This is a genomic window from Streptomyces bauhiniae, assembly GCF_004784475.1.
In the GTDB taxonomy this organism is placed as follows: domain Bacteria; phylum Actinomycetota; class Actinomycetes; order Streptomycetales; family Streptomycetaceae; genus Streptomyces; species Streptomyces seoulensis.
Genome location: NZ_SRRT01000002.1, coordinates 471,411 through 497,184, shown reverse-complemented (window position 1 = coordinate 497,184; position 25,774 = coordinate 471,411). Strand labels below are relative to the sequence as shown.

Sequence of the window (25,774 nt, the reverse complement as noted above, 5' to 3'; positions counted from 1 at the left end):
GGACCCGTCGGATCGCTTCTCGACCGGGCCCGTGGCAGCGGCACCGTGCGCGGGCGTCCGCCACATGTCACTGGGCCCCGAAGCCGTGCATACCCATGGTGACCCAGCCGCCGACGCCCTGCCACGTGATGCGGAGGGCGTGCGGCGGAGGGGGCCGGAGGCGGTGGCCTGCGGTGGTTGGCGCGATTGAGCTGGGCATGATTGTCTAGTGACAACTAATTGTCCCGTGGCCCAGAAGGAGGAGCGTGCGTCCTCCGGTGTGGGCTTCCAGCCATGCGGCGCGAGCGCTCGCGGCCCCCGTGGGGACCTTGTGGGTCATCAGACTGTGGGGCGACTTCGACGCTCACTCCATCCACGTCGTCGAACGGGTCAGCTACGAAGTGCTGCGGAGCAGCGTCGCGCCCGTCGTGTTCGACCTGCGTCAAGTGACCTTCGTCAACACGGCGTTGCTGAATCACCTGATCGCGCTCCGCCTGCACCGCCGCGTCGGCCTCGTCGGGGCCGACCGGCTGATGCGACTGATGATCGAGGTGAGCGGGGCCGCGCTCCCCGTCTTCGTCGACCTCGCCGCCGCCCGCTCCGCCCTGTCGGCGGACGAGGCGCCCGAGGCGTGACCGCCGGCAGGGACCGGGCACGCGGTGAGGGGAGTGGCGCGACAGCCACTCCCCTCACCGCGACGTGACCCGGCATCCGTTCAGGACGCCGGGAGAACTAGCGGTGCTGCCACGGAACGCGGGAGCTGATCCCGCGCCCGGAGGTGTTGATGTTGTTGGTGATGTCGCCGACGCTGAAGTTGATCAGTCCGCCGCAGGCGAGGAGGCAGAAGCCGGGGGTGGGGTCGGGGGGCGTCGGAGCCGCGGTGACCTGGACGTTCGTGGTGCTGTTGGAGGCGTCGCATTCGGTGTTGCCGTTGTAGGCGGCGGTGATGGTGTGGCTGCCGGCGGTGGTGAAGCTGGCCGTGTAACTGGCCTGGCCGTTGGCGTTCACCGGCACGGTGTCGAGCAGGTCGCTGCCGTCGAAGAACGTGACGCCGAGGCCGCCGGTGGGGTCGGAAGGGCAGTCGACCGTGGCCAGGAGCTGTACGGGGCTGTTCACCGAGGTCGACTGCGGGCTGGCCGTCACGGTGGTGCTCGACGGTACGGCCCAGGCGGGTGAGGCGAGCCCCAGTACGGCGGCGAGGGCGGCGGCGACGGTCAGTCTCGCTTTGCGTGGCGTGATGTGCACCGGTTCGGTTCCTTGTTCGCTTCCCGGCCCGCGGGGTGCGGGTGCCGTGGGGTGCCTCACGCTAGGGCGGTCGCTTCCGCCCTCCAGGGACATGGCGCTCGAAGTAGCCTGGTCGGATCAGCCGACTGCGCCGGTCGCCGGGCGATCGGGTGAGCGGACGGGTCAGATGCCGGGCGCTCCGACGCGTGTGTAGGGCAGACCGGGGCTGGTACCGCCCGCGGTGGTGATCGTCACGGTGACCGGGCCCGGCGCGCCCGCCGGCGCGACCGCGGTGACCTTCGTGTCCGACACCACGGTGAACGGGGCGAGCGAACCTCCGAAAGTGACGGCCGAGGCTGTGGCCAGGTTGGCGCCGGTGAGGGTCACCACGGTGCCCGCCGCTGTCGGGCCGCTGCTGGGCACCAGGGCCGTCAGTGTGGGCGGGGCGACATAGGTGAAGGTCAGGGCGTTGCTCGTACCGCCCGGCGTGACCACCGTGATCGGCACGCTGCCCGCACCGGGAGGAGCGGTGGCCGTGACTTGCGTCGCCGAGACCACGGTGAACGAGGCTGCGTTGGCGGAGCCGAAGAGGACGGCGCTGGTGTTGAGCAGGTTGGTCCCGGTCAGGGTGACCACGGTGCCGCCGGCCGCCGGACCCTGGACGGGATCGCCGCTCTGGAGGGTGGGCGGCGCGGCATAGAAGAAGAAGGCGTCCGGGGCGCTGGTGCCTCCCGGCGTGGTCACCCTCACCTCGGCGGCTCCGGGGATGCCGGGGGGCGTGACGGCGGTGATCTGGGTGGCCGAGTTCACCAGGAACGACGTGGCCGGAATCCCCGCGAAGGTGACCGCCGTGGCTCCGGTGAACCCGGTCCCCGTCAGGACGACACTGGTGCCGCCCGCGGTCGGGCCGTTGGCGGGCGACACTCCCGTGACCGTGGGTACCTGCGCGACAACGTAGGTGAACGTCACCGAGTTGCTGTTGCCGGTCGGATGGATGACCGTCACCGCCGCCGCTCCCGCCGCGCGGGGAGGGCTCACGGCGGTGATCTGGGTGGCCGAATTGACGGTGAAGGACGTGGCGTTGGTGCTGCCGAAGCGTACAGCGGTGGCCCCGGTCATCCCCGTGCCGGTGAGGGTGACGGTCGTACCCCCGGTGGTGGGCCCCTGCGTGGGATTGATGGTGTTGATCGTGGGCGGCATGAGGATGCTCCAATGGCAGCCTGGGCGAAGCCTGGGGCGAGGGGGCTGCCGCCCGGCGTGAACCGGGCGGCAGTTGGGGGTGGGTCAGATACCGGGGCCGGCGACGTAGGTGAAGGCGTCGGTGGCCGTGTCGGAGCCGGCCGCGTTCGTCACCACCACATCGACCGCACCGGCGGCACCGGGCGGGGTCACCGCCGAGACGGTGGTGCTGTTCACCACGGAGAACGGCGCCGGGGTGCCGTCGAAGGTGACGGACTCGGTGGTGTCGAGGTTGGTGCCGGTGATGGTCACACCCGTACCGCCCGAGGTCGGTCCGGAGGCGGGTGCGACGGTGGTCACGGTGGGGGCGTCCACGTAGGTGTAGGACAGACCGTTGTTCGTCCCGCCCGCCGTGGTCACACTCACCCCCACCGGGCCGGGCGCCGCGCCCGCCGGAACGGTGACGGTGAGCTGGGTGTCGGAGACGACCGTCGGCGTGGCGGTGACGCCGCCGAAGGACACGCTGGTGGCCGTCGACAGCCCGACACCGTTGACGGTGACCGTGTTGCCGCCTTCCAGCGGGCCGGAGACCGGGCCGATCCCGGACTTGAACGGCGCTCCCACGTAGAAGAACGGGATGGGGTTGCTGGTACCGCCCGGGGTGGTCACGGTGACTCCGACCGTGCCGCTGCCCGAGGGGGAGACGGCCGTGACCTGGGTCGGTGAGACGTTGGTGATGCTGGTGGCCGACTTGCTGCCGAACTTGACGGCGGTCGTGCCGGACAGATTCGTACCTGTGATCGTCACCAGCGTGCCGCCGCCGGTGGACCCCTGGTTCGGGGAAATGGGCATGGAGGGACTCCTCACTGACAGGACAGACAGGGGGCACAGCGGAACCGTGAGCTTGTGAGGGCCGGCCTTGGCCGAGGAGGTGTACGGGAGAGCAGGCGGCTGAAGCATGCCGTCGTGCCGAGAGGATTCCCTTGGCGTCGGACAGATGAAGTCGCACAGGGAAAAACCGGCAGACGCCGCCCCTTACCGTGTTCCCCGGTCGTGGGATGGGCGGCCCACCGGTTCGCTGCTTCAAGTACTCCATACGCAGGTCGAGTTGGCAAGACGTCAATCACTCGATCCAGGGGCAATGGGCGCACGAGGGGCATGGTGCCGCACCGGCGTACGCCTCGATGTCAGTGCGCCGTCAGGGCGACCGTGGCCCAGATCGTGCGGGCGCCGTCGTCGTCCACGTGCGTGCCGAACTCCCGGGTGCAGCCGGCGACTATGCCGAGACCGCGGCCGAAGCCCGGGACCTTGTGCCAGTGCTTCTCCGTCGCCGTCCGCCCCTGATCGCGCACCTGGACGCGCAAGTGGGTCCGGTTCCTCCGCAGGCTGGCGATGATGACGGTGCTGTCGGTGTGGACGATGGCGTTCGTGGCCAGCTCCGTGGTGACGAGCAGGGTCGTGTACCGGACGTCCCGGTCCGCCAGACCCTGTTCCTCCAGCCATAACCCGCTTAAATGACGGCAGATGGGAACGGCGCGGTCCATCGCGGGGAAGTAGACGGTGAGACTGCGTGACCGGCACTTGGCCGCAGCAGGCAGCCGGATGTCCGACGCGTCCGGCCATCTGTCGATGTCCGCCGCGGAGAGAACGATCCGCGCGCAGGCGCGTGTGGTGGTTTCCATGTCCCGTCGCTCCTGATCCTGTGGGGGCTTGAGACCTCGGCGGGCGTGGCCGGGGCCTCGGATGCACGGCTCTGCGATGGGCGGCGGTCCGGTGGCCTCCGGCCACCGACGAGGCGCGGGCCGGCCGATACGGGGACACCCCTGGAAGGTGCGGTCGCGAGGGCGGGCACTGAGGCGCTTCGCGTGGGGGCCGCGGCGCCTTTCGCGGAAGAGGGCCGCAGGCCGGCCGCGCGGCGGTGAGAACACCTGAGGCTGTCGTGTCCGGCGGCTCGTCCCGACGCGCCGGAGCGGAGATGGCGCGTCAGCCGGCGCTGGCCGGCGCCGGCTGACGCATCCAACGCCTCTCGCGGTGGGCCCATCGTGGTAGCCCGACCCACAACGACCGGCACGAAACCGGCGCCCTGCGTGCGGACTACCACACCACCGGAGAGGATGGGGCCCGCCGTTGGATGTCACAGTTATCCACTGATGGGGCATATGGCGGCAACACTTACCATGCGAGGTACACCCAGATGGCCTAATGCGTTGTGATGAAATCATTGCTATACGCGTGAGGCGGGTGATGACCGGACGGGCCGCGCACGCCGAGTGGGGCCCTCTGGCGAGGTCGGGCGGCCGTCTGTACTCCAATCGGGTGACGAACCGGATGCCCCCCTTGTTATGCCTCCCACCCGTGGCGCATTACTTGAGCACGAACCGGCGGGTTGCCCATCCTTCCCGGGAACGTGACTGCTACCCGTTCCGGTCGTCACTCCCCCCACGCGAAGTACGCGGCGATCAGGTCGAGTTCCCTTTCTCGGACAGTCACTCCCGGCAGTGGGACGCAACCGCTTTTACCGGTGTCGTGGCCATTGAGTGAACCAGTCATCTGTTCAAGGGAGTTCACATGTTCCGTTCTCGTCTCGCCGCCGCCACCGCCACCGCCGCTCTCGCGGCCGGTGCCGTCGTCGGCATCGCCCCGCTGGCGACGGCCGCCCCCGCGGTCTCCGCCTGTGTGTCCGACCTGCAGTCCGCGCAGACGGCCAACAACGCCGCCATCGCGGCCGACCAGGCCAACAACGCGGCCGGCGCCCGCATCCAGAACGTGGCCGCCGCCACGTACCTCGCGGCGGCCATCGGCGACTGCCAGGGTCAGCCGACCGTGGTGGGGGCCAACGTCCTCACCGCCACGGCGACCAACGCCACCGCCCTCGTGTACAACATCCTCGGCGTCACCAGCTCGGCGCTGAGCTCCGAGCAGGCCACGGCCTCCGCGCTCACCCAGGCGCTGGCCAGCGCGACCTGATCACCCCTTGAGCGGGAGGGCTCCGGCCCGGGCGCCCTCCCGCCCCCGTCGTCCCGGCGTCAGCCGGGACCCGCCGCCCGCCGGAGCCGCCCCCTCCCCAGGTCCGGCGCGCGGTGAGCGCGCAGGGCACTCGCCGTCGACGGCTGTGAGTGCCCTGCCCCGCGCCAGTACCCGGCCCCTTTCCTGGCAGGTCGCCATGTTGATCTCCGCTTTCCTCAATTCTCTTTGCCGGTCCTTTTCCGCGGCATCGCGATGGACCCTCCCCCCGGTTTTCCCCACTCCGCTCACGAGGCAGCCTGAGGCACCGAATTACCTTTCCGTGCTGCTGCGCGGCGGCCCGGACTGGATTCCGATTCCCGAGATATGGCACGTGAAATCCCTGGAATCCGAACCCAAGGTGAAGATCCTCTGCGGCAACGCATACGAACACTTCGAGTTCTCGGGCCTGTACGCCACCCACGAGGGAGCGGAGCTGCCCGTCTATCGCTGGTCCTGCCGTACCTACGTGGCCGAATAGCCGCCCCACCCGTCGAAGGGAACACCCATGACCGACTCACTCTCCCGTGCGAGCAGCTCGTGAGGCGGCGGGCCGGCGCCCGTGCGCGCGACGCCGTCGTCACCGGGATCGGACTCTGCCTCCCCGGTCCGCAGGACCCGGTCTTCACCGCCGACGAGCTCTGGAGCGTCGCCTCCACCGGGACGTCGTGCCTGGTCAAGAAGGGCGTCTACTTCGGTGGCGTCACCCTGCCCGCGGCCGTGTTCGAGGAGCGCGTGCCGGGCATCCCGGAGTTCTTCTCCCGCCACTACACGGACGCCCACCGCTTCGGGCTGGTCTCCCTCACACAGGCGTGCCAGGACGCCGGCCTCGATGTGCGCAGTGACCTGGAGGACGCCGCGGTCCTGGTGGGCCGGGGCGGAGTCGACGCCAACATCGACAGCTACCTCGCCGTGCTGCGCGCCGACCCGGCGACCTATCCCGTCGCCGAGGCGCTGGAGATGTTCGTCGCGGCGGAGCAGGCCGTCACCCCCTCGGACGTCGCCCTGGTGCAGGGCGCCCTCACCCGGTCCAGGGGCGCGAACTTCACGGTCTCGTGCGGCTGTGCCTCGTCCGCGGTGCAGGTCGGCAACGCGCTCGGCATGATCGCCGCCGGTGAGACCGACATCGCCGTGGTGACCGGGGTCGACGTCTTCAGCGTCACGATGATCCGCAACATCCAGCGCCTGCTGAGCGGCGCCCAGAAGGCGTACGACGCCATGCGCTCCGAGGACATGCCCAGCCTGCTGCCGTCGTTCGACGCGCTGATGCGTCCGTACGACGAGCGCGCCGACTGCATCAATCACGGCGAAGGGTCCGTGACGCTCGTGATCGAGAGCCGGGAGCACGCCTTCGCCCGGGACGCCCGCCCCTACGGCCAGGTCCTGTCGCAGGTCACCACACGGGACGGCCTCTCCAACCCGCTGGCCAGCGACGAGAGCGGCCGGGCCCTCGTGGCGGCGGCCCGCGGCTGCCTCGGGGACGACTGGGACATCGGCCAGGTGCCGTACATCCACGGCGGCAGTGACGGCAACGTGGTCGTCACGGCCTTCGAGTCGAACGCGGTCCGGGAGCTGTACGGCTCCGCGGCATCCGACCTCCTCATGACCTCGCAGGAGGGCTGCTTCGGGCACAACGGTGCCCCGGCGGGCTGTCTCGGGGTGGCCCTCACCCTGCTGATGATGCGGAACAGCCAGGTCTGCCCGACCGCCAACTGCGAGCAGCCGGCCGCCCACCTGACGTTCGACCCGGTCCCCGGCACGGTGTCCCGCCCCCTCGACTTCGACTACGCCTTCACCTTCAACTACCAACTGGGCGGAGTGAAGAGCGCGATCCTGCTGGGCAGTGCGGACGTCTGATCTGCGCCCGTCCGCCGCTCCGCGGCTCGTCCCTGCGGTTCCGCCCTCACGCACGAGTCCGCCGTCGCATCCTCGGCACCCCTCGCGTTCCCCCGCCCCTCGTGCAGTGACAAGGAGACTTCTGTGGCCAACGACAAGCACGCCCCCCGGCCGGTCACCGCGCCCATCGCCGTCATCGGCATGGGATGCCGCCTCCCCGGAGACGTCGATTCCCCGGCCGCGCTGTGGCGTCTGCTGATGGAGGAACGCGATGCGGTCGGCCCGCCACCGCCCGGCCGGGGCACGGGAGGCGCGGGGCGCGAGCCGGCCGCCGACGCGTCCTCCGCGCTCCGGGGCGGATACCTCGGGGACGTCTCGGGGTTCGACGCCGACTTCTTCGGCGTGGCGGGGCGCGAGGCCGACGTACTGGACCCCCAGCACCGGCTTCTGCTGGAGGTCGTCTGGGAGGCCCTGGAACACGCCGGACTGCCTCCCGACCGGCTCGCCGGGTCACCGACCGGCGTGTTCGCCGGACTGAGTTACCAGGACTACATGGACCAACTGGCCGGAAAACCCAGGGAACTCGAGGGCTCCATCCTGACGAACGGCCACTGCGTCGCCGCCGGCCGGATCTCCTACCTCCTCGGTCTGCACGGCCCGAGCATCGCCCTGGACACGGCGTGCTCCTCGTCCCTGGTCGCCTTCCACCTGGCCTGCGAGGCGCTGCACCGGCAGGAGTGCGACCTGGCGCTCGCCGCCGGTGTCACCCTCATGCTCGCCCCGCGCATCACCCGGTCCTTCGAGCGGATGGGCATGCTGTCCCCGACCGGACGCTGCCACACCTTCGACGCCGCGGCCGACGGATTCGTCCGCGGCGAGGGCTGCGGCGCCGTCGTCCTCAAGCGGCTGCCCGACGCCCGCCGCGACGGTGACCGCATCCTCGCCGTCGTCCGGGGGACCGCGGTGAACCAGGACGGCCGTTCCGACGGTCTCGCCGCCCCCTCCGCCGAAGCCCAGCAGTCCCTCTACCGCGCCGCGCTGGCGCGGGCCGGCGTCGACCCGGCCCGCGTCTCCCTGATCGAGGCGCACGGCACGGGCACCCCGCTGGGCGACCCCGTGGAGTTCGCGAGCCTCGCCGCCGTGTACGGCCACGGGCTCTCCCCGTGCGCGCTCGGCTCGGTCAAGACCAACCTGGGCCATCTGGAACCGGCCGCCGGCATCACCGGGCTCATCAAGACCGTGCTGTGCCTGGGGCGCGGGACGATCCCCGCCAACCTGCACTTCACCCAGTGGAATCCGGCCATCGCCGCCGACGGCACCCGCCTGTTCGTGCCGCGCGAGAGCACCCCCTGGCCCGGCAGGGAACCGGTCAGGCTGGCGGCAGTGTCCTCGTTCGGTTTCTCCGGCACCAACGCCCACGTGATCCTCCAGGAGCCGCCACCCGCCCGCCGTACCGGCCTGCCCGCACCGCGCCGGCCCCGGCAGGCACCGCCGGAGGTGATCCTGCTCGGGGCGGGATCGCACCGGGCGCTGCCGGAGGCCGCCGGGAAGCTGGCCGCCTGGCTGGACGCGGAAGGGGCGACCGTCCCGCTCCGGGACGTCGCCCACACCCTCGCCCTGCGCCGCAGTCCCGGCCGTGGCCGGCTCGCGGTCGTCGCCCGTTCCCACGCCGAGACCGCCGAGGCGCTGCGGCTGTTCGTCGACGGCCTGCCCGCCCCCGCCCTGGTCTCCGGCGCCGCCGACGTGACCGCGCCCCGCTCCCCGGTGTGGGTCTTCTCGGGCCAGGGCTCCCAGTGGGCCGGCATGGGCCGCGAACTCCTGGCGCAGGACGAGGCGTTCAAGAAGGCCCTCACCGAGGCGGACGCCCTGATCCGCAAGGAGGCGGGCTTCTCCGTCCTGGATCTCGTCCAGGCCGGTGAGCCGGTCACCGGATGCCCGCGCGTCCAGCCGGTGCTGTTCGCGTTGCAGATCGCGCTGGCGGCGGCCTGGGAGGCGCACGGCGTCCGTCCCGCCGCCGTGATCGGCCACTCCATGGGCGAGGTCGCCGCCGCGGTGGTGGCCGGGGCCCTCACCCTCGCCGACGGCGTACGGGTCATCTGCCGCCGCTCGGCACTGCTGGACCGGATCGCCGGCACCGGCGCCATGGCCAGCGTCGGCCTCGGCCCGGACGCGGTGGAAGCCGCCCTGGTCGACGCGGGCGCCGACGGTGTCTGCGTGGCCGTCCTGGCGGCGCCCGAGGCCAGCGTGGTCTCCGGCGACCCGGAACAGATCATGCGTCTCGTCGACCGGTGGGACGAGCGTGGCATCCCCGCAGCTCCCGTCGCGGTGGACGTCGCGTCGCACAGCCCGTACGTCGACCCGCTGCTGGAGGATCTGCGCCGGGGGCTGTCGGACATCGTCCCCAGTCCGCCCCGCGTCCCGTTCTACTCCACTGTGACGGAGGACCCGCGCCGGCAGCCCGTGCTCGACGCCGCGTACTGGTGCGACAACCTCCGGCGGCCCGTGCGCTTCCACCCCGCCGTGACGGCCGCCGCCCAGGACCGGCACCAGGTGTTCATCGAGATCTCGCCCCACCCCGTGGTCGCCCAGTCCCTGGGCGACAGCCTGGCCCCCCTGGTGCCCCACGCCGTCGTACTGCCCACGCTCCGCCGGGCACAGGACGAACTCGCCACCTTCCGGACTCAGCTCGCCGCCCTCCACTGCCACGGCGGCACCGTCGACTGGACGTCCCCGTGCGGCGGCGGCCATCTGGCCGACGTACCCACGACCACCTTCGACCGCATCCCCCACTGGGCCGGCGACACGGAGGCACCCGAGGCACCCCGCGCGGACGGCGCCCTGCCCGGCCGGCACACCGTGATTCCCGGCGCCCCGGTCCGGCACAACTGGCACGCCACCGCTCCCGCCCGGCATCTGCCCTGGCTCGACGACCACCGCGTACACGGCTCACCCGTCCTGCCCGGCGCCGGATTCTGCGCCGTCCTGCACACCGCGGCGATCACCGCACTGGCCGGCGCCGCTCCCGACGTGGAACTCGTGGACATCGCCTTCCACGACCTGCTGCCCCTGGACGACGAGACCGAACTGAGCACGACCGTCACCCTCACCGACGGCGGCCAGGCGACCTGCGAGATCCACTCGCCCGCCCCGGACGGCTCCTGGCAACTGCACGCCTCGGCCGTGGCCCGCCGCACCCTCGCGCCCCCCGACACCCGCGCCGCGTCCATCCCCGAGCTGAAGCACCGGCATCCCGTCGCCCTCGATCCCGGAAAGCTCTATGCCGGGCTGCGCGCCTGCGGGCTGGAGCACGGCCCCGCCTTCACCGGCATCACCGCGCTGCGGACCACCGAACGGCGCGACACCTACTGGGCCCGCGTCCACCTGCCCCGCACCGCTGCCGCCCCCGAGCCCGCGCTCAGCGTCCACCCCGTCCTCCTCGACCTGTGCCTGCAACTGGTCGTCGCGGGGGCCGCTCAGGACACCGCGCCCGCGCCGATCCTCCCGGTCGGGGTCGGCGCCGTGCGCGTCCTCGGCGACCCCGCGCTGGCCACGCATGTCCACGCGTCGATCACGGAGAACACCGGCTCGACCCTCGTCGGCGACGTCCGCGCGCTGGACGTCCGCGGCCGCACCGTACTCGCCCTGGACAACGTGCGCTTCCGGCGGAGCGCGCCCGCCGCCGAGTCATCGGTCGACCAGTGGTTCATGGAGCTCGGCTGGCACCGCGCGCCCCGGCCGCACGCCGGACTGGCCCTGCCCGGAGAGTGGCTGGTGATCGGTGAGGGCGACGGCGAGGCCGAAAGCCTGGCGGACCAACTGCGCTCCGCCGGTGCGCGGGTGCAGGTGCGGGACATGCCGCTGACCGCGGAAGGACTCGCCTCGCTGGGCCATGTGTTCGCCGGGCACCTCACCTCCGGGGACGACTCCTGGCGGGCCGTGGTCCTTCTGTCCGGCACACCCTCCACCGACACCACCGACCCCGTGGCAGGCGCGCAGCAACGCGCGCGGCGACTGCTCGCGCTGGCCCAGGCCGCCGACGAACACGGCGAGCCATGGCGGCTGTACGTGGCCACCCGGCACGCGTACGCCGTCACGGTGGACGAGGCCGGGCGCCCCGCCCACAGCGCGGTGCGCGGTGTGGCCCGCGTCCTGGCGGTCGAACGGCCCCATCTCCGTCCCACCCTCGTCGACACCGATCCCGACCGGCGCGGACTGCGCACCCTGGCCGCCGAGCTGCTCGCCGACGCGCCCGAGGACGAGGTGGCGCTGCGCGGTGGTGTCCGGTACGTCGCGCGCCTCGACCGCTCTCCCGTCACCGCGGCCGAGAGCACGGCCCGTACCACGCGGACCGTGCGCTTCGGGGAGGACGGATTCCGCCTGCGGGTCGGGCGGTTCGGCGATCCCGACAGCCTCGAACTGGTCTCGACGGGCCGCCGCCGGCCCGCCGAGGGAGAGGTCGAGGTGCGGGTACGGGCCGCGGGCGTCAACTTCCGTGACGCCCTGACCTCCCTGGGGATGCTCGGTTCCGAGCCGGAGACCGCCTACCGCATCGGTTTCGAGTGCGCGGGCGTGGTCTCCGCCGTAGGACCCGGCGTGGACCACCTCCGTCCGGGGGACGCCGTGCTCGCCGTCCAGTTGGAGGGGGGCGCGTTCGGGTCCTTCGTCACGGTGCCGTCCACCGCCGTGGCCCCCGTACCGGCGGGGCTCAAGCCCGGGGCGGCGGCGGGGCTGCCCACGGCCTATCTGACCGCCTGGTACGCGCTGCGCCACGTCGCACGACTGGCTCCGGGCGAACGCGTACTGATCCACTCCGCGACCGGGGGCACCGGCAGGGCGGCGATCGCCGTCGCCCGGCTCCTGGGCGCGGAGGTCCTGGCCACGGCCGGTTCGGAGGAGAAGCGGCGCCAGTTGCGCGGGATGGGGGTCCGCCATGTCATGGACTCCCGCTCCCTGGACTTCGCCGCTCAGACCCGCCGGGCCACCGGGGGCGAGGGAGTCGACGTGGTCCTCAACTCCCTTGCCGGACCGGCCGTCCGCGCCGGCCTCAAGAGCCTGCGCCCCTTCGGCCGCTTCGTCGAACTCGGCGTACGCGACATCATGGCCGACGCCCCCCTCGGGCTCGGTCCGCTGCGTCACAACATCACGTTCAGCACGGTGGACCTGATCGAACTCCAGCGGCGACGGCCGGAGTTGCTGGGCGAGATGCTGAACGAGGTGATGGCGCACCTCGCCGAGGCCCGCCTCAAACCGCTGCTGTGCACGGAGTATCCGCTGGACCACGCGGCCGACGCCTTCCGCCTGATGGCCCGTGCCGGACACACCGGCAAGATCGTGCTGTCGGTCCCCGACGAGGGGGAGACCATCGCGGTGGACCCCGGTGGACCGGCCGTCGTGCACCCGGACGGCGCCTACGTCATCACCGGCGGACTCGGCGGTCTCGGCCTGGCCACCGCCCGCTGGCTGACCGAGCAGGGAGCGGGCCGGGTCGTCCTCAACGGCCGTCGGACCCCGTCACCGGAGACCGCCCGCGCCATCGGCGACCTGGGCGGCGACACCGTGGTCGTACTGGGCGACATCGCACAGCGCGGAACCGCGGAACGGCTGGTGGAGGCCGCCACCGAGGGAGGGTTGCCGCTGCGCGGGGTGGTGCACTGTGCCATGGTCCTCGACGACGCCGCCCTCAACACCATCCGCGACGACCAGCTCGAGCGCGTCTGGGCACCCAAGGTGACGGGGGCCTGGAATCTGCACCGGGCGACCGTCGGACAGCCCCTGGACTGGTTCGTCGTCTACTCCTCGATGAGCAGCCTGCTGGGCAACGCCGGCCAGGGCACGTACGCGGCGGCCAACGCCTGGCTCGACGCCTTCGCCCAGTGGCGCACCCGCGACGGCTCGCCCACGCTGGCCGTCGACTGGGGTCCCTGGGGAGAGACGGGGCAGGCCATGGACTTCGCCGGGCGCGGCTACGAGACGATCCCCACCCGCCAGGGACTGGAGGCGCTGCACAGCCTGCTCACCCACGGGCGGGTCCGGACGGCCGTCATCCCCGGAGCCCCGCGGACCTGGATTCCCCGGCAGGCCGCGGACTCCAGCCTCTTCGCCCACCTGGCACCGGACGCACCGGACGTGGCGGACGCCGCTCACACACAGCCGGAGCGGACGGAGGGCGGCTCGCGGGACGTCCGCGCCCGGCTGGAGGCGTTGCCCGCCGGTATCGCCCGCCAGAACGCCCTGGAGAGCTACCTCGCGGACCACATCCGGGCCATCCTGCGTACCGGCAGCGCCACCCTCGATCCCGACACCCCCCTGAAGTCCCTGGGCTTCGACTCCCTCCTCGCCACCGAATTGCGGATTCGGCTCGACGCCGACCTCGCGGTCCGCCTGGCGAGCAACTTCGTCTGGCAGCACCCGACCATCGCCTCCCTGGCCACCGCTCTCGCGGAACGCATGGGCCTCGCTCTGCGGGAGAACGCGGGCTGATCGCGGCCTCAGCGGCGTCCGGGCCGGTCCCGTGGGAACAGGGTCCGGCCCGGCCGGCAGGGGTGTCAGGCCGACGGATGGGTGAGTCGAAGTCGTTGCCCAGTGGTGAGAGCCGACCCCGGCGTGTAGCGTCGCCGGCAGATGCCGTGTCCCGCCCGCGCTCCGGCGTGGGCGTTCTGCTGTGCGACGCGGGAACAGGGCATCACCTTCGGGTCCGCGCGGTGCGGGTCCGATCTCGACCGGAAGGCTCAGCATGACCAGCGGTACCGTCAAGTGGTTCAACGCCGAAAAGGGCTTCGGCTTCATCTCGCAGGACGGCGGCGGCCCGGACGTCTTCGCGCACTACTCCAACATCAACTCTTCCGGCTTCCGTGAGCTCCTCGAAGGCCAGCAGGTGACGTTCGACGTCACCCAGGGTCAGAAGGGCCCGCAGGCGGAGAACATCACCGTCGTCTGACCGCGTACGGCTGAGGCGGGCCCCGGAACATGCTCCGGGGCCCGCCTCGCGCGCGAGGTGACGTCGCCTCAGATGGTCGGGGTGTCGTCGACGACCGGCCGGTGAATCTCGACGACCGGCTTCCATCCGGCGGTGAACTCGATGAAGTCCGCACGGGTGGGGTAGGTGTCGATCGCGCGACGGTCACGCTTGGGGCTGTCGCCACCCTTGCGGCCCCGGGGGATCTGCTCCTCGAAGATGTCGACCTTGACGTCGGGCACCTCCTTGAGGCCCTGGCGCCAGATCTGCACGACGTCGGCGCCGAACGCCTGCCGGGCCGCGGCGTAGAGGGCCGAGAGGGCTCCCTTGTCCCCGCTGGGCACGAAGAGCGCCAGGTCCAGGACGACACCGGCCGACTGGAGGACCTCGATGGTCTCCGAGCCGTTCTCGTCGGCCAGGTAGATTCCCGCTTCGTTCTCGTCGTCGGGAAGGCAGGAGACCTCTTCCTGGAATATGGTCCTCGCCGTTATCGAGCCACCCTCGAAATCCTCACCGGACTTGGTCAGAAAAGCGGGGACATAGCAGCCGGGAAGCTTGAGTTCTGCCGTGTCGGCGGAAACGAGGAGTTTGTCCTTCATGCCGAGCTTCGTCACCTCTTCCAGCGAAAGGCGGCGGGCGGCGATCTTCTCCGTGTTCACGATTTCCCTTTCAGATTGCTCTGTCCCTCAGAGCAAGGACGCTACCACGAAACCCCGAGGTCAACTGCCCTGTAATCGTTGGGTACATGGCCTCCGACGGCGGTTGGTCAATCCTTCCGTACGGTCTATGGGTAGGTGGTCAAGTAGGCGACGTTGCCGGCGGAGTTGGACGGTCCTCCGGTGTTGTTGATGACGTGGCTGATGGTTCCGGTGCCGCCCAGCGAGACGGTGACCATGTCGTGGAACCTGACCCCGGAGGTGTTCGGCACCTCGAAGGCCCGGTCCGCGACGACGCCGGGGTTGGTGCTGAAGTAGCAGTAGCTGCCCAGCCCCCACGCCTCATGACGGGTGACGGAGTCGGCGACCTTGTAGGCGGGGTAGCCCTTGCCGCCGCCGTTCATCCAGGCGGCCTGGTTCGGCGGGTCGTAGGGCATCTCGTTCTGGAAGAAGTACGTCCGGCCGCCGTTGCCGTTCCAGCGGACCTGGGTCTTCTGGAAGTGCTCGACGAACAGGCCGTACGCGGTGACATCGGCGCCGTTGACGACGAGCCCGGTGTCGGCGGTGTTGGTGGTCCAGCCGACCGTGCCGCCGTTGCCGTGGTCGGCCCGCCAGATCCAGGTGTGGTCGATGATCGTGTTCGCGCTGTTGACGACCAGCGAGTCGGTCGCCTTCCCGACGGTGGCGCCGCCGATCCGGACGAAGAAGTCGGACAACTGGACGGGGTCGGCGGCGTGGCCGGCGGACGCGCCGTCCGGGCCGATCCGCACGAGCGTCCGGGAGGTGGTGGTGCCCGCGTCGATCAGCAGGCCGGCCAACTGGATGCCGTCCACGTCGGCGGTGCTGATCGCGGTGATCCCGCCGTCCGGCACCAAGGTGGCCAGCCCCATGCCGAGGACGACCGTGTCGGGGCGCGTGATGTTCAGCGTCTGGTCGAGGTGGTAGACACCGGGCGTGACCAGCAGGTTCTTGCCGGCCGCGAGGGCCGCGTTCATATCGGCGGCGGTGGCGCCGGGCTTGACGATGAAGAACTGGTCGAGCGGCAGTGACGTACCCGCGGGGGCCTTGGCGCTCCAGGTCGTGCCGACCGCGTTCGCGCGCAGCGCGGGCACGAACACCTTGTAGGCGCCGGCCGCGTCCACGTACAGGAAGGGCTTCTCGCGGATCGTCGGGCTGCTCGCGACGGTGGTGTACGTCGGGAAGGACTGGGCGGGCGCGCCCTGGTCGCCGACGAAGACCATGTTCCAGTTGGACCCCGCCCAACTCCCCATCTGGGAGTTGCGGGTGAGGAACTGCTGCTGGGAGCCGGAACGGATCTGTCCGTCGACCTTGGTGTCGGAGATGAACCCGCCGCTGGACCAGCCGCCGTCGTCGAGCGCGAGGTTGCCGCGTACGTGCATGCGCCGGTACGGGGCGGCCTGCGAGACGGCCCAACGGTCCGTGCCGCCGGTCGGGTTGACCGACAGGTTCTCGGCGGAGCGCCAGAAGTTCTGCGTGGCGTTGCCCTGGAACCAGTCGGCCTCCGCGTGCACGGCGCCGTTGATGGTCACGTCGTCGGGGGAGAGGCCGAGGCCGGCGACCTGGGTGTAGAAGCCGACGTTGGCATCGGCGCTGTAGGTGCCGGGCTTGAACAGCAGGGCCTGGCGGGCCGAGCCGAACTGGTTGGTCTGCTGCTGGGCGAAGACGGAATTCAGCTTGGCCTGGATGGCGGTGGCCGGCATCGAGGGGTCGAACACCGTGACGTTCGGGCCGAAGTCCGGGGTGCCGGGCGGGTTCGTCGCGCCGCCGCCCAGCGTGAAGGACTGCGCCGCCGTGCCGTTGCAGGTGTACTGGGCGAGCTGCACGCTGTCGGCGGTGGAGGCACCGGGGACGTCCAGGCACTTGCCGCTGTTGCGGTTGACGAAGTGGTACGAGCCGTCGGCCTCGGCGACGGGCAGCCACTGCTGGTTGGCGCCGTCGGAGTACGTCCACAGTTGGACGGCGGCGGAGTCGGCGGTGGATACGTCGGTGACGTCCCACGCCTTGGTGCCGTCCAGGCCGCTGTTGACGCGGTAGTAGCCGCCGCTGGTGGCGACGAGCTGCCAGGTCTGGGCCGCACTGGTGTTGCAGGCGTACTGCTGGACGGCGGTGCCGTTGCCGCTCGCGGCCGCGCGGGCGTCGACGCACTTGCCGCTGCCCTTGTTGACCACGGTGGTGGGGCCGGACGGGATCGCCGCGGCGGCCGCGGGCCGCGCGCTCGTCGGCGTCGGCGCGGCCGCCGGGAGTCCGGCCGCGGTCGTGGCCACGAGCGCGGCCACGGTGAGAGCTCTGAACACGCAAGTCTCCTGTGAGGGCGGGCCGTCAGCCGGTGTACTTGGCGAAGATGCCGGTGAACTGCCAGGCGCTCTGGGCCACACCCGAGCACGTGTCGTCGTTCGGGTAACCGCCGGAGCAGGGCCGGTCGCGGTTGGCCGACCAGAAGGTGAGGCGCGCGAGGTGGTGCTGCTGCGCGTAGCCGAGGATGGTCTGGAAGTCGGCGGGGGTGACGGTCTCGTTGTCGTCGGTGATCCCGTTCATGGACGAGATCCCCATGCCCCGGTACGCCTGGTCGTCGCTGTAGCCGTAGGCGCTCTTGAGGGCGTTCTTCAGCCCCTCGGCCGCCTTGGTGGTCAGCGTCCCCATGTTCTGTCCCGCACCGCCGAAGTCGAACGGCATGATGGTCCAACTGTCGACCTGGAGACCGGAGTTGGCGGCCCGCTTGATCAGGCTCGTGTCGGGTCCGGACTGCCCCGTGCCGATGGTGACGTACACCTTGATGCCGGGGTTGTTCGCCTTGACCGTCTTGAGCGCGTCCACGGTGCGCTGCTGGACGGTGCCGTTGCTGTACGCGTCGGCCTCGAGGTCGATGTCGATGGCCTTGAGCCGGTAGGCGTCGATGACCTTCTGGTACGCGCCGGCCAGTGCCGACGCGCTGGTGCAGGAACTCTCCAGCTTGTTGCCGCTGTAGCCGCCGAACGAGGGGATGACGTCGCCGCCCGCGCCCCGCACGGTGTTGACCGTCTGCTGGTCGACGCCACCGGTCAGCGGACGGCCGCCGTCCCACTGCGGGTTGCAGGTGCCGTTGCTGAGGACGAAGGCGAGGGTGAACCACTTGACGCCGGTGGCGTTCATGATGGTGGTCGGGTTGGGCGGGCTGCCCCAGCCGTTGTAGAGGTACGGGGCGACGGCCATCGGCGCGGAGGCGGGAGGCGTGCCGCCGTCGGCGGGCGCGGTCCACTTCTGGTTGGCGGCGCCGGTGCAGCTCCAGATCTGGACGGGCGTGCCGTTCGCCGAGGTGTTGCCGGTGACGTCGGCGCACTTGCCGGACTGCCGGCCGACGAGGTCGCGGGCTGCGGAGACGGTCCACTGCTGATTGGCACCGCCGGAGCAGTCCCACAGTTGGAGCCTGGCGCCGTTGGCGGTCGAACTGCCGGTCACGTCAAGGCACTTGCCGAGCGCGCGGACCGTGCCGTCGCTGTCGACCGTCCACTGCTGGGCGGCGGTGCCGTTGCAGTCGTAGAGCTGAACGGCCGTGCCGTTGGCGGAGTTTGCTCCCGCCACGTCGAGGCACTTGCCGCCGAGCCCGGTGATGGCGCCGGTGGCGGCAGCGGCCGGAGTCGTGGTCAGCGCACCGGCCGACGCGGTGAGCAGCGCGGCAGCGAGGACGCCGCGCAGGGCGGAACTGGGCATGCGGGACATGGGGGTTCACAGCCTTTCATGGGAGGCCGTAGGTGGGGGGGTGCCGTCGTTCAAGTACCTGAACGACGTGTTCATTCATGAAGCTGCGGCGAAGGGGAACTTAAAGGTCCAGACCTGAGGCGTCAAGAGTTGACGTCGAGTAACAGGAGGATCATGTGTGGCATGTTGCCGGGCCTTCGTCATAGACCTCGGCGCCCGCTCCGTCAGCCGCCTCGGCTGATCCCCCTCTCCCTTTGGCGAAGGGGCCGGCCACTCATGCATGTCCCGTACGGCACCCTGTTCCGGCATGCCCGAAACCGGGCGGCGGCGATCCTCTGGCCAACGTCACCGGCACCGACTTCGGGCAGGAATTGCAGAAGCTGAGCCCCGACGAATGCCCCGGCGGCACCGTCGAGTCCGTGAAGGTCCCCGACCGGGGCGCCGTCCCGGGGCTGTGTGTCACCACCCGCGCCCAGGGGCACGCCTACCGTCTCAACAACGACGCCGGGGCAGCCCGACCACCAGCACCGGCCGGCAAGAACGGGGGCCCGGCCAAACTGCTCGCTACCGCTTCCAGACGTAGTCCTCGGCGGCGTCGACGATGAGGTCCTTCACCGCCTGCGGATGCGAGATCAGAGCGACGTGCGAGGAATTGATCTCGACCGTCTTGCGGGCCTTCGCCCGCTTCGCCTCGTACCGCTCCAGCCCGGGGTCGATGGACCTGTCCTGCTTCCCCACCAGTACGTAGACGGGCTTGTCGTGCCACGCGGCGGCCGTGAGCTTGTCCGTGAAGGCGGAGAGCGCGATCGGCCGCTGGGTGGTGCCGAGCAGATCCGTCTGGGCGACGGGCAGGTCCTGGGCGAAGACCTGGCGGAGTTTGTCGGTCTGTACGTAGACGTCCGTGCCGCCGGTCCCGTCGCCGTTGCGGAAGGGCACCTGGTTGAAGGCCGACGTGAGGGGCGGCGGCGGGAACTTCGCCGAGAGACCGGAGAAGGACTCGCCGACGTCAGGCATGATCGCGTTGATGTACACCAGCGCCTTGACGTTGCTGTTCCCCGCGGCGGCCTGGGAGATGACCTCGCCGCCGTAGGAGTGGCCGGCCAGGATGATGGGGCCCTTGATGCTCTTCAGGAGGCTTGCCACGTACGTCGAGTCCTGCGGTATGCCGCGCAGCGGGTTGGCCGCGGCGATCACCTTGTAGCCGTCTCTCTGCAGCGGGCCCACCACCCCGTTCCAACTGGAGGCGTCGGCGAAGGCGCCGTGCACGAGCACGATCGTCGGTTTCTCCTCGCCGGCCCCACCGGGTGGCCCGCCCGCGTACGCCCCCATCACCGCGACGGCGGAGGCGGTGCCCGCCAGGACGACTGCGCCCGCACCCCAGCGGACCGCATGGGCACGGCGCCGTGACTTGCCGGCTATTCGCATGACGCTCCTTCGACGGCAGGCCGCCTCGTGGCAGCCTGAGAGCCTCAGCCTGGTGCAGCCCCTCCGCCTCTGCATGCACGCGCTGCCATCCGGGTGACTCGACGGCCTGTGCAGGTGGTCGCCGGCTGGCCGAGCCGGATGTAACCGAGGCCCACCTCCTTGAGGGTGCTCAGGTGTCGGGAGATGGCGGGCGGGGCTTCGTAGAAGTCGGTGGCTTCCTCGATCGGCATGTTCAGCACGTCGGCGATGGACTTACCCCGGAAGCGCACGAGTATCTGCAGGAACCCAGGGCGGTGACGAGCGAACGGCTCAGGGTGACCGCCCAGTTGACGGACCGACACGTCACGGATCTGGAAGCACTGCTGGCCGCGCTGCGCGCCAGGGATCTGGACGACGCCAGGGCCCGCGCCAGGGCGATCGATCTCGCCACCCGCCGCCCGGGCCACCGCGCTCGGCGGTGACCTCGACCTGGAGTCGGTGGAGAACTGGGGGTCCCGTATGGAGGTGCGCATCCCGCTCGATCCCCCGGACACCTCCGAGCAGCCCACCGAATCATGGGGTCTGGCTCCCCGGGAGGCGGAGGTGCTGCGACTGCTCACCGCAGGCGTCACCTCCCGAGCCGCCGCAGCCGCCCTCGCGACCGAGGCCGGTCTGCGGTAAGTCCCGCGCCGTCCCGCCGCCGCACATCACGGTGTTCACATTTCGTCGACCAACTCGCTGAGTCGGCGGGTGAGTTCGGTGGCCACGGCGCGGTGCTCGGGGGTCAGTTCGCGGAACGCGCGCAGTTGACGTTCCCGCAGGCGCGCGCGGTGCTCGGCCAGCAGGCCGGCGCCGGCTTCGGTGAGCTCGATCTCCACGCGTCGTTCGTTGCCGGGCTTGCGTGTGCGGGTGACGATGCCGTCGCGTTCGAGCTGCTTGAGCATGCGGGTGGCGGTGGGGGTGGTGACGCCGGCGTGTTCGGCCATCTCGCTGACGCCGAGGGTGCCGTGGTCGGCGAGTGATTCCAGTAGCTGGACCTGGGAGAGCGACAGGGCCGGGCGCGTCTGGCCGGCCAGCCGGCCCCGGCTGCGGCGGACGGCGCCGAGGAGATCCTGCACCGCCCGGGTGAACTCCTGGAACTCCGCGTCCCCGGCCTGCGGCAGGTGATCGCCGGTCGGCTCCTGGGCGGAGTGTGCGTTTTGCATGGGCGGGGTCATGGGTCTACGTTAACAGCAGAGCTAAGAGTTAGCTTGCTAAGTCACTCAGAGGTGAACCATCGTGACCGGTCCCGCGCGCATCGACACCCACCACCACATCGTTCCGCCGCACTACCGCGACTGGCTCCTCTCCCGCGGCGTGACCGCCGGCGGCCTGCCCATCCCGCGGTGGGACGTCGACACCGACCTCGCCTTCATGGACAGCCAGGGCATCCAGGCCGCCGTCCTGTCGGTCTCCACCCCCGGCACCTACCTAGGGGATGCCGCCGAGGCCACCACCTGGGCCCGCAAGGTCAACGACTACGCCGCCGCGATCGTCAGGGACGACCCCGACCGCTACGGCTTCTTCGCCACCCTCACGCTGCCCGACGTCGACGGTGCGCTGAACGAGGCCGCCCGTGCCCTGGACGAGCTGGGCGCCGACGGCATCGTGCTCCTCGCCAACCAGAGCGGCACCTATCTCGGCGACCCGGCCTTCGAGCCGCTCATGGCCGAACTCGGCCGGCGCGGCGCCACCGTCTTCATCCACCCCGCCGAGCTGCCCGGCCCGCTCGTCCCCGGCATCCCGCCCTACGCCGCGGACTTCCTGCTCGACACCACCCGCGCCGCGATGAATCTCGTCCTGTCGGGCACCACCACCCGCCACCCGGACATCCGGTTCATCCTGTCCCACGGCGGCGGCTTCCTGCCCTACGCCGCCCACCGCATCGCCCTCGCCCTGCAGGCGCACCAGCAGGTCAGCGGGGTGAAGCCCCCCATGCCCCACGAGACGATCCTCGCCGAACTGCGGCGCTTCTACTTCGACACCGCCCTCAGCGCCAACCCCGACACCCTCCCCACCCTGCTCGCCTTCGCCGACCCCACCCGCATCACCTTCGGCAGCGACTTCCCGTACGCCACCCCCGACATGTCCGCCTACTTCACCCGGCAGCTCGACGCCTACCCCCTCGACGACGCCCAGCGCGCCGCCATCGACCGCGGCAACGCCGAAGCCCTCTTCCCCCGGCTCGCCCGCTGACAGGGAACGCCTTCGACACCCCCGAGCCCCGCCGGTCACTCCGGCGGGGCTCCGGGTTCGAGGTCCGGGCCGCGACCAACAGCCCTCCATAGATGCGGTGTTCGCTCAGGCGGAGGCGCGTTCGGCGTAGCCGATGAGGGCGGCGGTGGTGCGTTCGATGTGCTCGCGGAGCGCCCGGGTCGCGCCGGCCTCGTCGCGGGCGACGGCCAGCTCGGCGATGGCCTTGTGCTCGGCGGCGATGTCGCGGGTGGTGTCCCCGCCGAACTCGTGGGACCAGTACTGGTACAGCTCGGCGCAGTCCCGGAGCCCGGTCGCGATCGCCTCGAGCCGCGCGCTGCCGCAGCCCGCGAGCAGGGTGTGGTGGAACTCCCGGTGGGCGACGGTGAATGCCGGGTCGACGTGGCCTTCCGGGGTCACCATGGGTGTGCGGGCCAGCGCGTGATGCGTGGCGACGACCGACGCCTCCCAGGCCAGGTCACCGTGCCTGACCGACTCCGCGAGGGCCAGCGTCTCGATGAGGACGCGGGTGCGCGTCAGGTCCTGGAGGTCGTCCACCGTCAGCGTCGCCACCGCGAAGCCCCGCTGGGGGATGGCCTCGACCAGTCCCTCGCCGGCCAGGCGGGTCACCGCCTCCCGGACGACGGAGAGGCTCACGCCGTACCGCTCGGTGAAGTCGCCCATCCTGAGCTTGCTCCCGGGCGCCAGTTCGCCGCGGATGAGGCTGCCGCGGATGCGGTCGTAGACCTCCTGGGCGCGGGTGGGCTTCGCGGGACTCGTGGCCATGGGGGCAGTGTAGGCGAGCCGATTCCGGGAGATCGACACCGGAAAGAAAAATCGATTTTACATTGACGGATCGATTTCCAGGGGCGCACGATGTGGCCACGCCCTATCCCGTCGAGGACCGCAGCGCCGCGGTCCCGATCAAGGAGACGTTCCATGACTGACGTTCAGGTCCCCGTCCTCATCGTGGGCGGCGGCGGCGCCGGCCTCACCGCGTCGATGACGTTGTCCACCCTCGGTGTCGACTCGTTGCTGGTGAGCGCCCTGCCGGCCACCTCGACGCTGCCGAAGGCCCACGTCCTCAACCAGCGGGCGATGGAGATCTTCACCGAGGTCGGCGCGGCTCCCGAGATCTACCGGCGCGGCACCCCGCCGGAGCACATGCGCGCCAGCGCCTGGTACGCCGGGCTGGCCGGTCCGCACGAGAACTACGGCCGCAAGCTGGGCGAACTCGAAGCCTGGGGCGGGGGTTACACCGACCCCGACTACGTGGCGGCGAGCCCCTGCCGTACCTGCAACCTGCCGCAGATCCGGCTCGAACCGGTACTGAAGGAGCACGCCGAGAAGCTGAACCCGGGCGGTGTCCGGTTCCACCACGAACTCGTGGGCCTGGTGCAGGACGACGACGGCGTGACCGCGACCGTCCGCGACAAGGACACCGACACGACGTACCAGGTGCGCTCCCGGTACCTGATGGCCGCCGACGGCGGCCGGACGGTCGGCCGGCTCGTCGGGGTGGAGATGAACGGACAGCGGGACATCATGAAGATGCTCTCGATCCACATGAGCGCGGACCTGTCGCCGTGGGCCACGGACGACGACGTGCTGATCCGCTGGCTGGTCAACCCCGACTTCGGCGGGTCGTTCAGCGGCGTCCTCGTGCCCATGGGCCCGGACCACTGGGGTCCGGCGTCGGAGGAGTGGGTCTTCCACATGCAGTACGCCACCGGCGACCCCGACGCCATGAAGGAGGACCGGGTCCTCGCGCGCATGCGCGCCACCCTCGGGCTCCCGCCGGAGCTGGTGCCCACGGTGCACCGGATCAGCACCTGGACCATGGAGGGCGTCATCGCGGACCGGTTCCGCGCGGGCCGGGTCTTCTTCGCCGGCGACGCGGCCCACCGCCACCCGCCGACGGGCGGTCTGGGTCTGACCTCGGCGATCCACGACGTGTACAACCTGAGCTGGAAGCTGGCCGCGGTCCTGGCCGGCCGCGCCGGCGACGGCCTGCTGGACACCTACGAGGCCGAGCGCAAACCGGTGGACCAGCACAACATCGACAGCGCGATCGCCAACGCGCTGAACCACTTCACGATCGACCAGGCCCTCGGCCTGTCACCGGAGAAGACCCCGGAGGAGAACTGGGCCGAACTGGCCCCGCTCTGGCAGGACCTCCCGGAGTCGGCGGCCAAGCGGCACGCCCTGAACCGGGCGATCGCCTCGCAGACCATGGAGTTCCACCACCACAACGTCGAGTTCGGCTACCGCTACGCCTCCACCGCGATCGTGCCGGACGGCAGCCCCGCGTACGTCCCGCTCGACCCAGTCCGCCTCTACGAGCCCAGCACCCGGCCGGGCCACCCGATGCCGCATGCGTTCATCGAGCGCCAGGGCGAGCGCGTCCCGCTGGGCACCCTCGTCCACGGCGGCAAGTTCCTGCTCCTGGCGGGGGAGGAGGGCGGGGTCTGGGTGGAGGCCGCCGAGAAGCTCGCCTCGGAGAACGGCGTGCCCCTGGTGGCCGGCACCGTCGGCGTCCTCGACTCCGACTTCATCGACGTGCGCTGCGCCTGGCTGAAGAACCGCGGCATCTCCCCGGCCGGCGCGGTCCTGGTGCGCCCCGACCGGTACGTCGCGTTCCGCTCACTCGGCGCCGTCGCCGACCCGTATGCCGTGCTGAGGGACGCCCTGTCCCAGGTGCTGTCGACCGAGCTGCGCTGACCCCCGCGCCCTCACGAGGAGAATCCCCATGCGTATCGCCAACCTCGCCGGACGGCTCGTCCTGGTCACCGCCACCGGGGCCGTCGACGTCGAAGAGGCCAGCCAGGGCCGGTTCGGGCCGGACCCGACGGCCGTGTACCGCGACTGGCGGGACTTCACCGCCTGGGCCGCGTCGGCCGGCCTGCCCGCCGGCGAGCCCCTGGACGAGACCCTGCTCGGCGCACCGGTCCCGGAGCCCGGTCAGATCTTCGCCATCGGACTCAACTACCGCGAGCACGCCACCGAGAGCGGTCTGGACTTCCCGGTCGAGCCACCGGTCTTCACCAAGTTCCGCACCTCGATCACCGGTCCGTACGGCGATCTCGCACTGCCGGGCGACACCGTCGACTGGGAGGCCGAACTGGTCGTCGTCATCGGCCGGGAGGCGCGTCAGGTCGCCGCGGCCGACGCCTGGGAGTACGTGGCCGGGCTGACCGTCGGACAGGACTACTCCGAGCGGACCCGGCAACTCGTCCCGCCCGCACCGCAGTTCAGCCTGGGCAAGTCCTTCCCCGGCTTCGCGCCGATCGGTCCGGTCGTCGTGACCCCGGACGAACTCCCGGACCCCGGAAACCTGGAGATCGGCTGCAGCATCGACGGGGAGCAGGTCCAGAAGGCCCGGACCGGCGACCTGATCTTCTCGGTCCCGGTCCTGATCGAGCGGCTCTCGGCGGTCCTGCCGCTGCAGCCGGGAGACCTCATCTTCACCGGTACGCCCAGTGGCGTGGGCGGCGGCCGCAATCCGAAGCGGTTCCTGGTCGCCGGCGAGGAGGTCGTCACCTGGATCGAGGGGATCGGACAGCTCCGTCAGCGGTGCGTGCCCGGCACCCCGTACACCACCGCCTCCTGA

Annotated in this window: 21 protein-coding genes and 1 pseudogene; 11 read left to right on the top strand and 11 right to left on the bottom strand. The window is 71.1% G+C overall.

Going from position 1 to position 25,774, the window contains the following annotated elements:
* The first annotated feature begins 308 nt into the window (after positions 1–308).
* Positions 309–614 (top strand): STAS domain-containing protein, encoded by a 306-nt coding sequence (locus tag E5083_RS07530; RefSeq protein WP_135784808.1) that lies wholly within the window; start codon positions 309–311, stop codon positions 612–614.
* A 97-nt stretch (positions 615–711) separates the two neighbouring features.
* On the opposite strand, the gene E5083_RS07525 is transcribed toward E5083_RS07530, so the two are convergent.
* The 4 genes from E5083_RS07525 to E5083_RS07510 form a co-directional block, all read right to left on the bottom strand.
* The gene (locus tag E5083_RS07525) at positions 712–1,224 is read right to left on the bottom strand and encodes an Ig-like domain-containing protein (protein WP_244317415.1); all 513 of its coding nucleotides are present in this window, start codon (positions 1,222–1,224) and stop codon (positions 712–714) included.
* Positions 1,225–1,386: 162 nt separating this feature from the next.
* Positions 1,387–2,403 carry an IPT/TIG domain-containing protein gene (locus tag E5083_RS07520; protein WP_135784806.1) on the bottom strand — a complete coding sequence of 339 codons (1,017 nt, stop codon included), beginning with the start codon at positions 2,401–2,403 and terminating at the stop codon, positions 1,387–1,389.
* Between the two features lie 84 nt (positions 2,404–2,487).
* Positions 2,488–3,234 (bottom strand): IPT/TIG domain-containing protein, encoded by a 747-nt coding sequence (locus E5083_RS07515; RefSeq protein ID WP_135784805.1) that lies wholly within the window; start codon positions 3,232–3,234, stop codon positions 2,488–2,490.
* A 335-nt stretch (positions 3,235–3,569) separates the two neighbouring features.
* The gene (locus tag E5083_RS07510) at positions 3,570–4,064 is read right to left on the bottom strand and encodes an ATP-binding protein (protein WP_135784804.1); all 495 of its coding nucleotides are present in this window, start codon (positions 4,062–4,064) and stop codon (positions 3,570–3,572) included.
* A gap of 886 nt (positions 4,065–4,950) precedes the next feature.
* Between E5083_RS07510 and E5083_RS07505 the strand changes: the two genes are divergently transcribed.
* From E5083_RS07505 to E5083_RS07485, 5 genes are all read left to right on the top strand, one after another.
* A complete protein-coding gene (locus tag E5083_RS07505; protein ID WP_135784803.1) occupies positions 4,951–5,349 on the top strand; it encodes a hypothetical protein in 399 nt (132 codons plus the stop codon).
* A gap of 196 nt (positions 5,350–5,545) precedes the next feature.
* Positions 5,546–5,866 carry a DUF5988 family protein gene (locus tag E5083_RS31970; protein WP_279632443.1) on the top strand — a complete coding sequence of 107 codons (321 nt, stop codon included), beginning with the start codon at positions 5,546–5,548 and terminating at the stop codon, positions 5,864–5,866.
* A gap of 59 nt (positions 5,867–5,925) precedes the next feature.
* Positions 5,926–7,242, top strand: a complete 1,317-nt coding sequence (locus tag E5083_RS07495; RefSeq protein ID WP_208753994.1) for a beta-ketoacyl synthase N-terminal-like domain-containing protein — start codon at positions 5,926–5,928, stop codon at positions 7,240–7,242.
* Positions 7,243–7,365: 123 nt separating this feature from the next.
* Positions 7,366–13,701: an SDR family NAD(P)-dependent oxidoreductase gene (locus E5083_RS07490; protein WP_279632442.1), complete on the top strand. Its 6,336-nt coding sequence runs from the start codon at positions 7,366–7,368 to the stop codon at positions 13,699–13,701.
* A gap of 253 nt (positions 13,702–13,954) precedes the next feature.
* Positions 13,955–14,158, top strand: a complete 204-nt coding sequence (locus E5083_RS07485) for a cold-shock protein (protein WP_031179266.1) — start codon at positions 13,955–13,957, stop codon at positions 14,156–14,158.
* Positions 14,159–14,226: 68 nt separating this feature from the next.
* Here the strand turns inward: E5083_RS07485 and E5083_RS07480 are convergent, their stop codons facing one another.
* The 5 genes and pseudogenes from E5083_RS07480 to E5083_RS32230 all read right to left on the bottom strand — a co-directional run.
* A complete protein-coding gene (locus tag E5083_RS07480; RefSeq protein ID WP_135784801.1) occupies positions 14,227–14,835 on the bottom strand; it encodes a hypothetical protein in 609 nt (202 codons plus the stop codon).
* Between the two features lie 125 nt (positions 14,836–14,960).
* Entirely contained in the window at positions 14,961–17,147 is a 2,187-nt protein-coding gene (locus tag E5083_RS07475) for an RICIN domain-containing protein (protein ID WP_425276701.1), read from the bottom strand.
* 25 nt (positions 17,148–17,172) lie between these two features.
* Positions 17,173–18,540: a chitinase gene (locus tag E5083_RS07470; protein WP_135784800.1), complete on the bottom strand. Its 1,368-nt coding sequence runs from the start codon at positions 18,538–18,540 to the stop codon at positions 17,173–17,175.
* Between the two features lie 552 nt (positions 18,541–19,092).
* Positions 19,093–19,953: an alpha/beta fold hydrolase gene (locus tag E5083_RS07460; protein WP_135784799.1), complete on the bottom strand. Its 861-nt coding sequence runs from the start codon at positions 19,951–19,953 to the stop codon at positions 19,093–19,095.
* An 86-nt stretch (positions 19,954–20,039) separates the two neighbouring features.
* Positions 20,040–20,222, bottom strand: a pseudogene (locus tag E5083_RS32230) (hypothetical protein); the annotation flags it as partial.
* A 24-nt stretch (positions 20,223–20,246) separates the two neighbouring features.
* On the opposite strand from E5083_RS32230, the gene E5083_RS31120 reads away from it, so the two are divergent.
* Together E5083_RS31120 and E5083_RS31115 are read left to right on the top strand one after the other, a co-directional pair.
* Positions 20,247–20,414: a hypothetical protein gene (locus tag E5083_RS31120; RefSeq protein WP_167513470.1), complete on the top strand. Its 168-nt coding sequence runs from the start codon at positions 20,247–20,249 to the stop codon at positions 20,412–20,414.
* 37 nt (positions 20,415–20,451) lie between these two features.
* Complete coding sequence (locus tag E5083_RS31115) at positions 20,452–20,613, top strand: hypothetical protein (protein ID WP_167513485.1); 162 nt, start codon at positions 20,452–20,454, stop codon at positions 20,611–20,613.
* Between the two features lie 35 nt (positions 20,614–20,648).
* Here the strand turns inward: E5083_RS31115 and E5083_RS07450 are convergent, their stop codons facing one another.
* Positions 20,649–21,149 carry a MarR family winged helix-turn-helix transcriptional regulator gene (locus tag E5083_RS07450; RefSeq protein WP_135784797.1) on the bottom strand — a complete coding sequence of 167 codons (501 nt, stop codon included), beginning with the start codon at positions 21,147–21,149 and terminating at the stop codon, positions 20,649–20,651.
* 61 nt (positions 21,150–21,210) lie between these two features.
* Here E5083_RS07450 and E5083_RS07445 point away from each other — a divergent pair, with 61 nt between their 5' ends.
* Positions 21,211–22,167, top strand: coding sequence for an amidohydrolase family protein (locus E5083_RS07445; RefSeq protein ID WP_135784796.1), 957 nt, complete (start codon positions 21,211–21,213; stop codon positions 22,165–22,167).
* 105 nt (positions 22,168–22,272) lie between these two features.
* Here E5083_RS07445 and E5083_RS07440 read toward each other — a convergent pair whose 3' ends face one another.
* Positions 22,273–22,950 (bottom strand): GntR family transcriptional regulator, encoded by a 678-nt coding sequence (locus E5083_RS07440; protein WP_135784795.1) that lies wholly within the window; start codon positions 22,948–22,950, stop codon positions 22,273–22,275.
* 153 nt (positions 22,951–23,103) lie between these two features.
* Between E5083_RS07440 and E5083_RS07435 the strand changes: the two genes are divergently transcribed.
* A complete protein-coding gene (locus E5083_RS07435; RefSeq protein ID WP_135784794.1) occupies positions 23,104–24,885 on the top strand; it encodes an FAD-dependent monooxygenase in 1,782 nt (593 codons plus the stop codon).
* Between the two features lie 28 nt (positions 24,886–24,913).
* Positions 24,914–25,774 (top strand): fumarylacetoacetate hydrolase family protein, encoded by an 861-nt coding sequence (locus E5083_RS07430; protein ID WP_135784793.1) that lies wholly within the window; start codon positions 24,914–24,916, stop codon positions 25,772–25,774.

Excerpts from the sequence above, each read along its gene's own strand:
- E5083_RS07520 (WP_135784806.1), bottom strand. The coding sequence starts at position 2,403 with ATGCCGCCCACGATCAACACCATCAATCCCACGCAGGGGCCCACCACC.
- E5083_RS07515 (WP_135784805.1), bottom strand. The coding sequence starts at position 3,234 with ATGCCCATTTCCCCGAACCAGGGGTCCACCGGCGGCGGCACGCTGGTG.
- E5083_RS07510 (WP_135784804.1), bottom strand. The coding sequence starts at position 4,064 with ATGGAAACCACCACACGCGCCTGCGCGCGGATCGTTCTCTCCGCGGCG.
- E5083_RS07505 (WP_135784803.1), top strand. The coding sequence starts at position 4,951 with ATGTTCCGTTCTCGTCTCGCCGCCGCCACCGCCACCGCCGCTCTCGCG.
- E5083_RS31970 (WP_279632443.1), top strand. The coding sequence starts at position 5,546 with ATGTTGATCTCCGCTTTCCTCAATTCTCTTTGCCGGTCCTTTTCCGCG.
- E5083_RS07485 (WP_031179266.1), top strand. The coding sequence starts at position 13,955 with ATGACCAGCGGTACCGTCAAGTGGTTCAACGCCGAAAAGGGCTTCGGC.
- E5083_RS07470 (WP_135784800.1), bottom strand. The coding sequence starts at position 18,540 with ATGCCCAGTTCCGCCCTGCGCGGCGTCCTCGCTGCCGCGCTGCTCACC.
- E5083_RS07460 (WP_135784799.1), bottom strand. The coding sequence starts at position 19,953 with ATGCGAATAGCCGGCAAGTCACGGCGCCGTGCCCATGCGGTCCGCTGG.
- E5083_RS31115 (WP_167513485.1), top strand. The coding sequence starts at position 20,452 with ATGGAGGTGCGCATCCCGCTCGATCCCCCGGACACCTCCGAGCAGCCC.
- E5083_RS07450 (WP_135784797.1), bottom strand. The coding sequence starts at position 21,149 with ATGACCCCGCCCATGCAAAACGCACACTCCGCCCAGGAGCCGACCGGC.
- E5083_RS07440 (WP_135784795.1), bottom strand. The coding sequence starts at position 22,950 with ATGGCCACGAGTCCCGCGAAGCCCACCCGCGCCCAGGAGGTCTACGAC.
- E5083_RS07435 (WP_135784794.1), top strand. The coding sequence starts at position 23,104 with ATGACTGACGTTCAGGTCCCCGTCCTCATCGTGGGCGGCGGCGGCGCC.
- E5083_RS07430 (WP_135784793.1), top strand. The coding sequence starts at position 24,914 with ATGCGTATCGCCAACCTCGCCGGACGGCTCGTCCTGGTCACCGCCACC.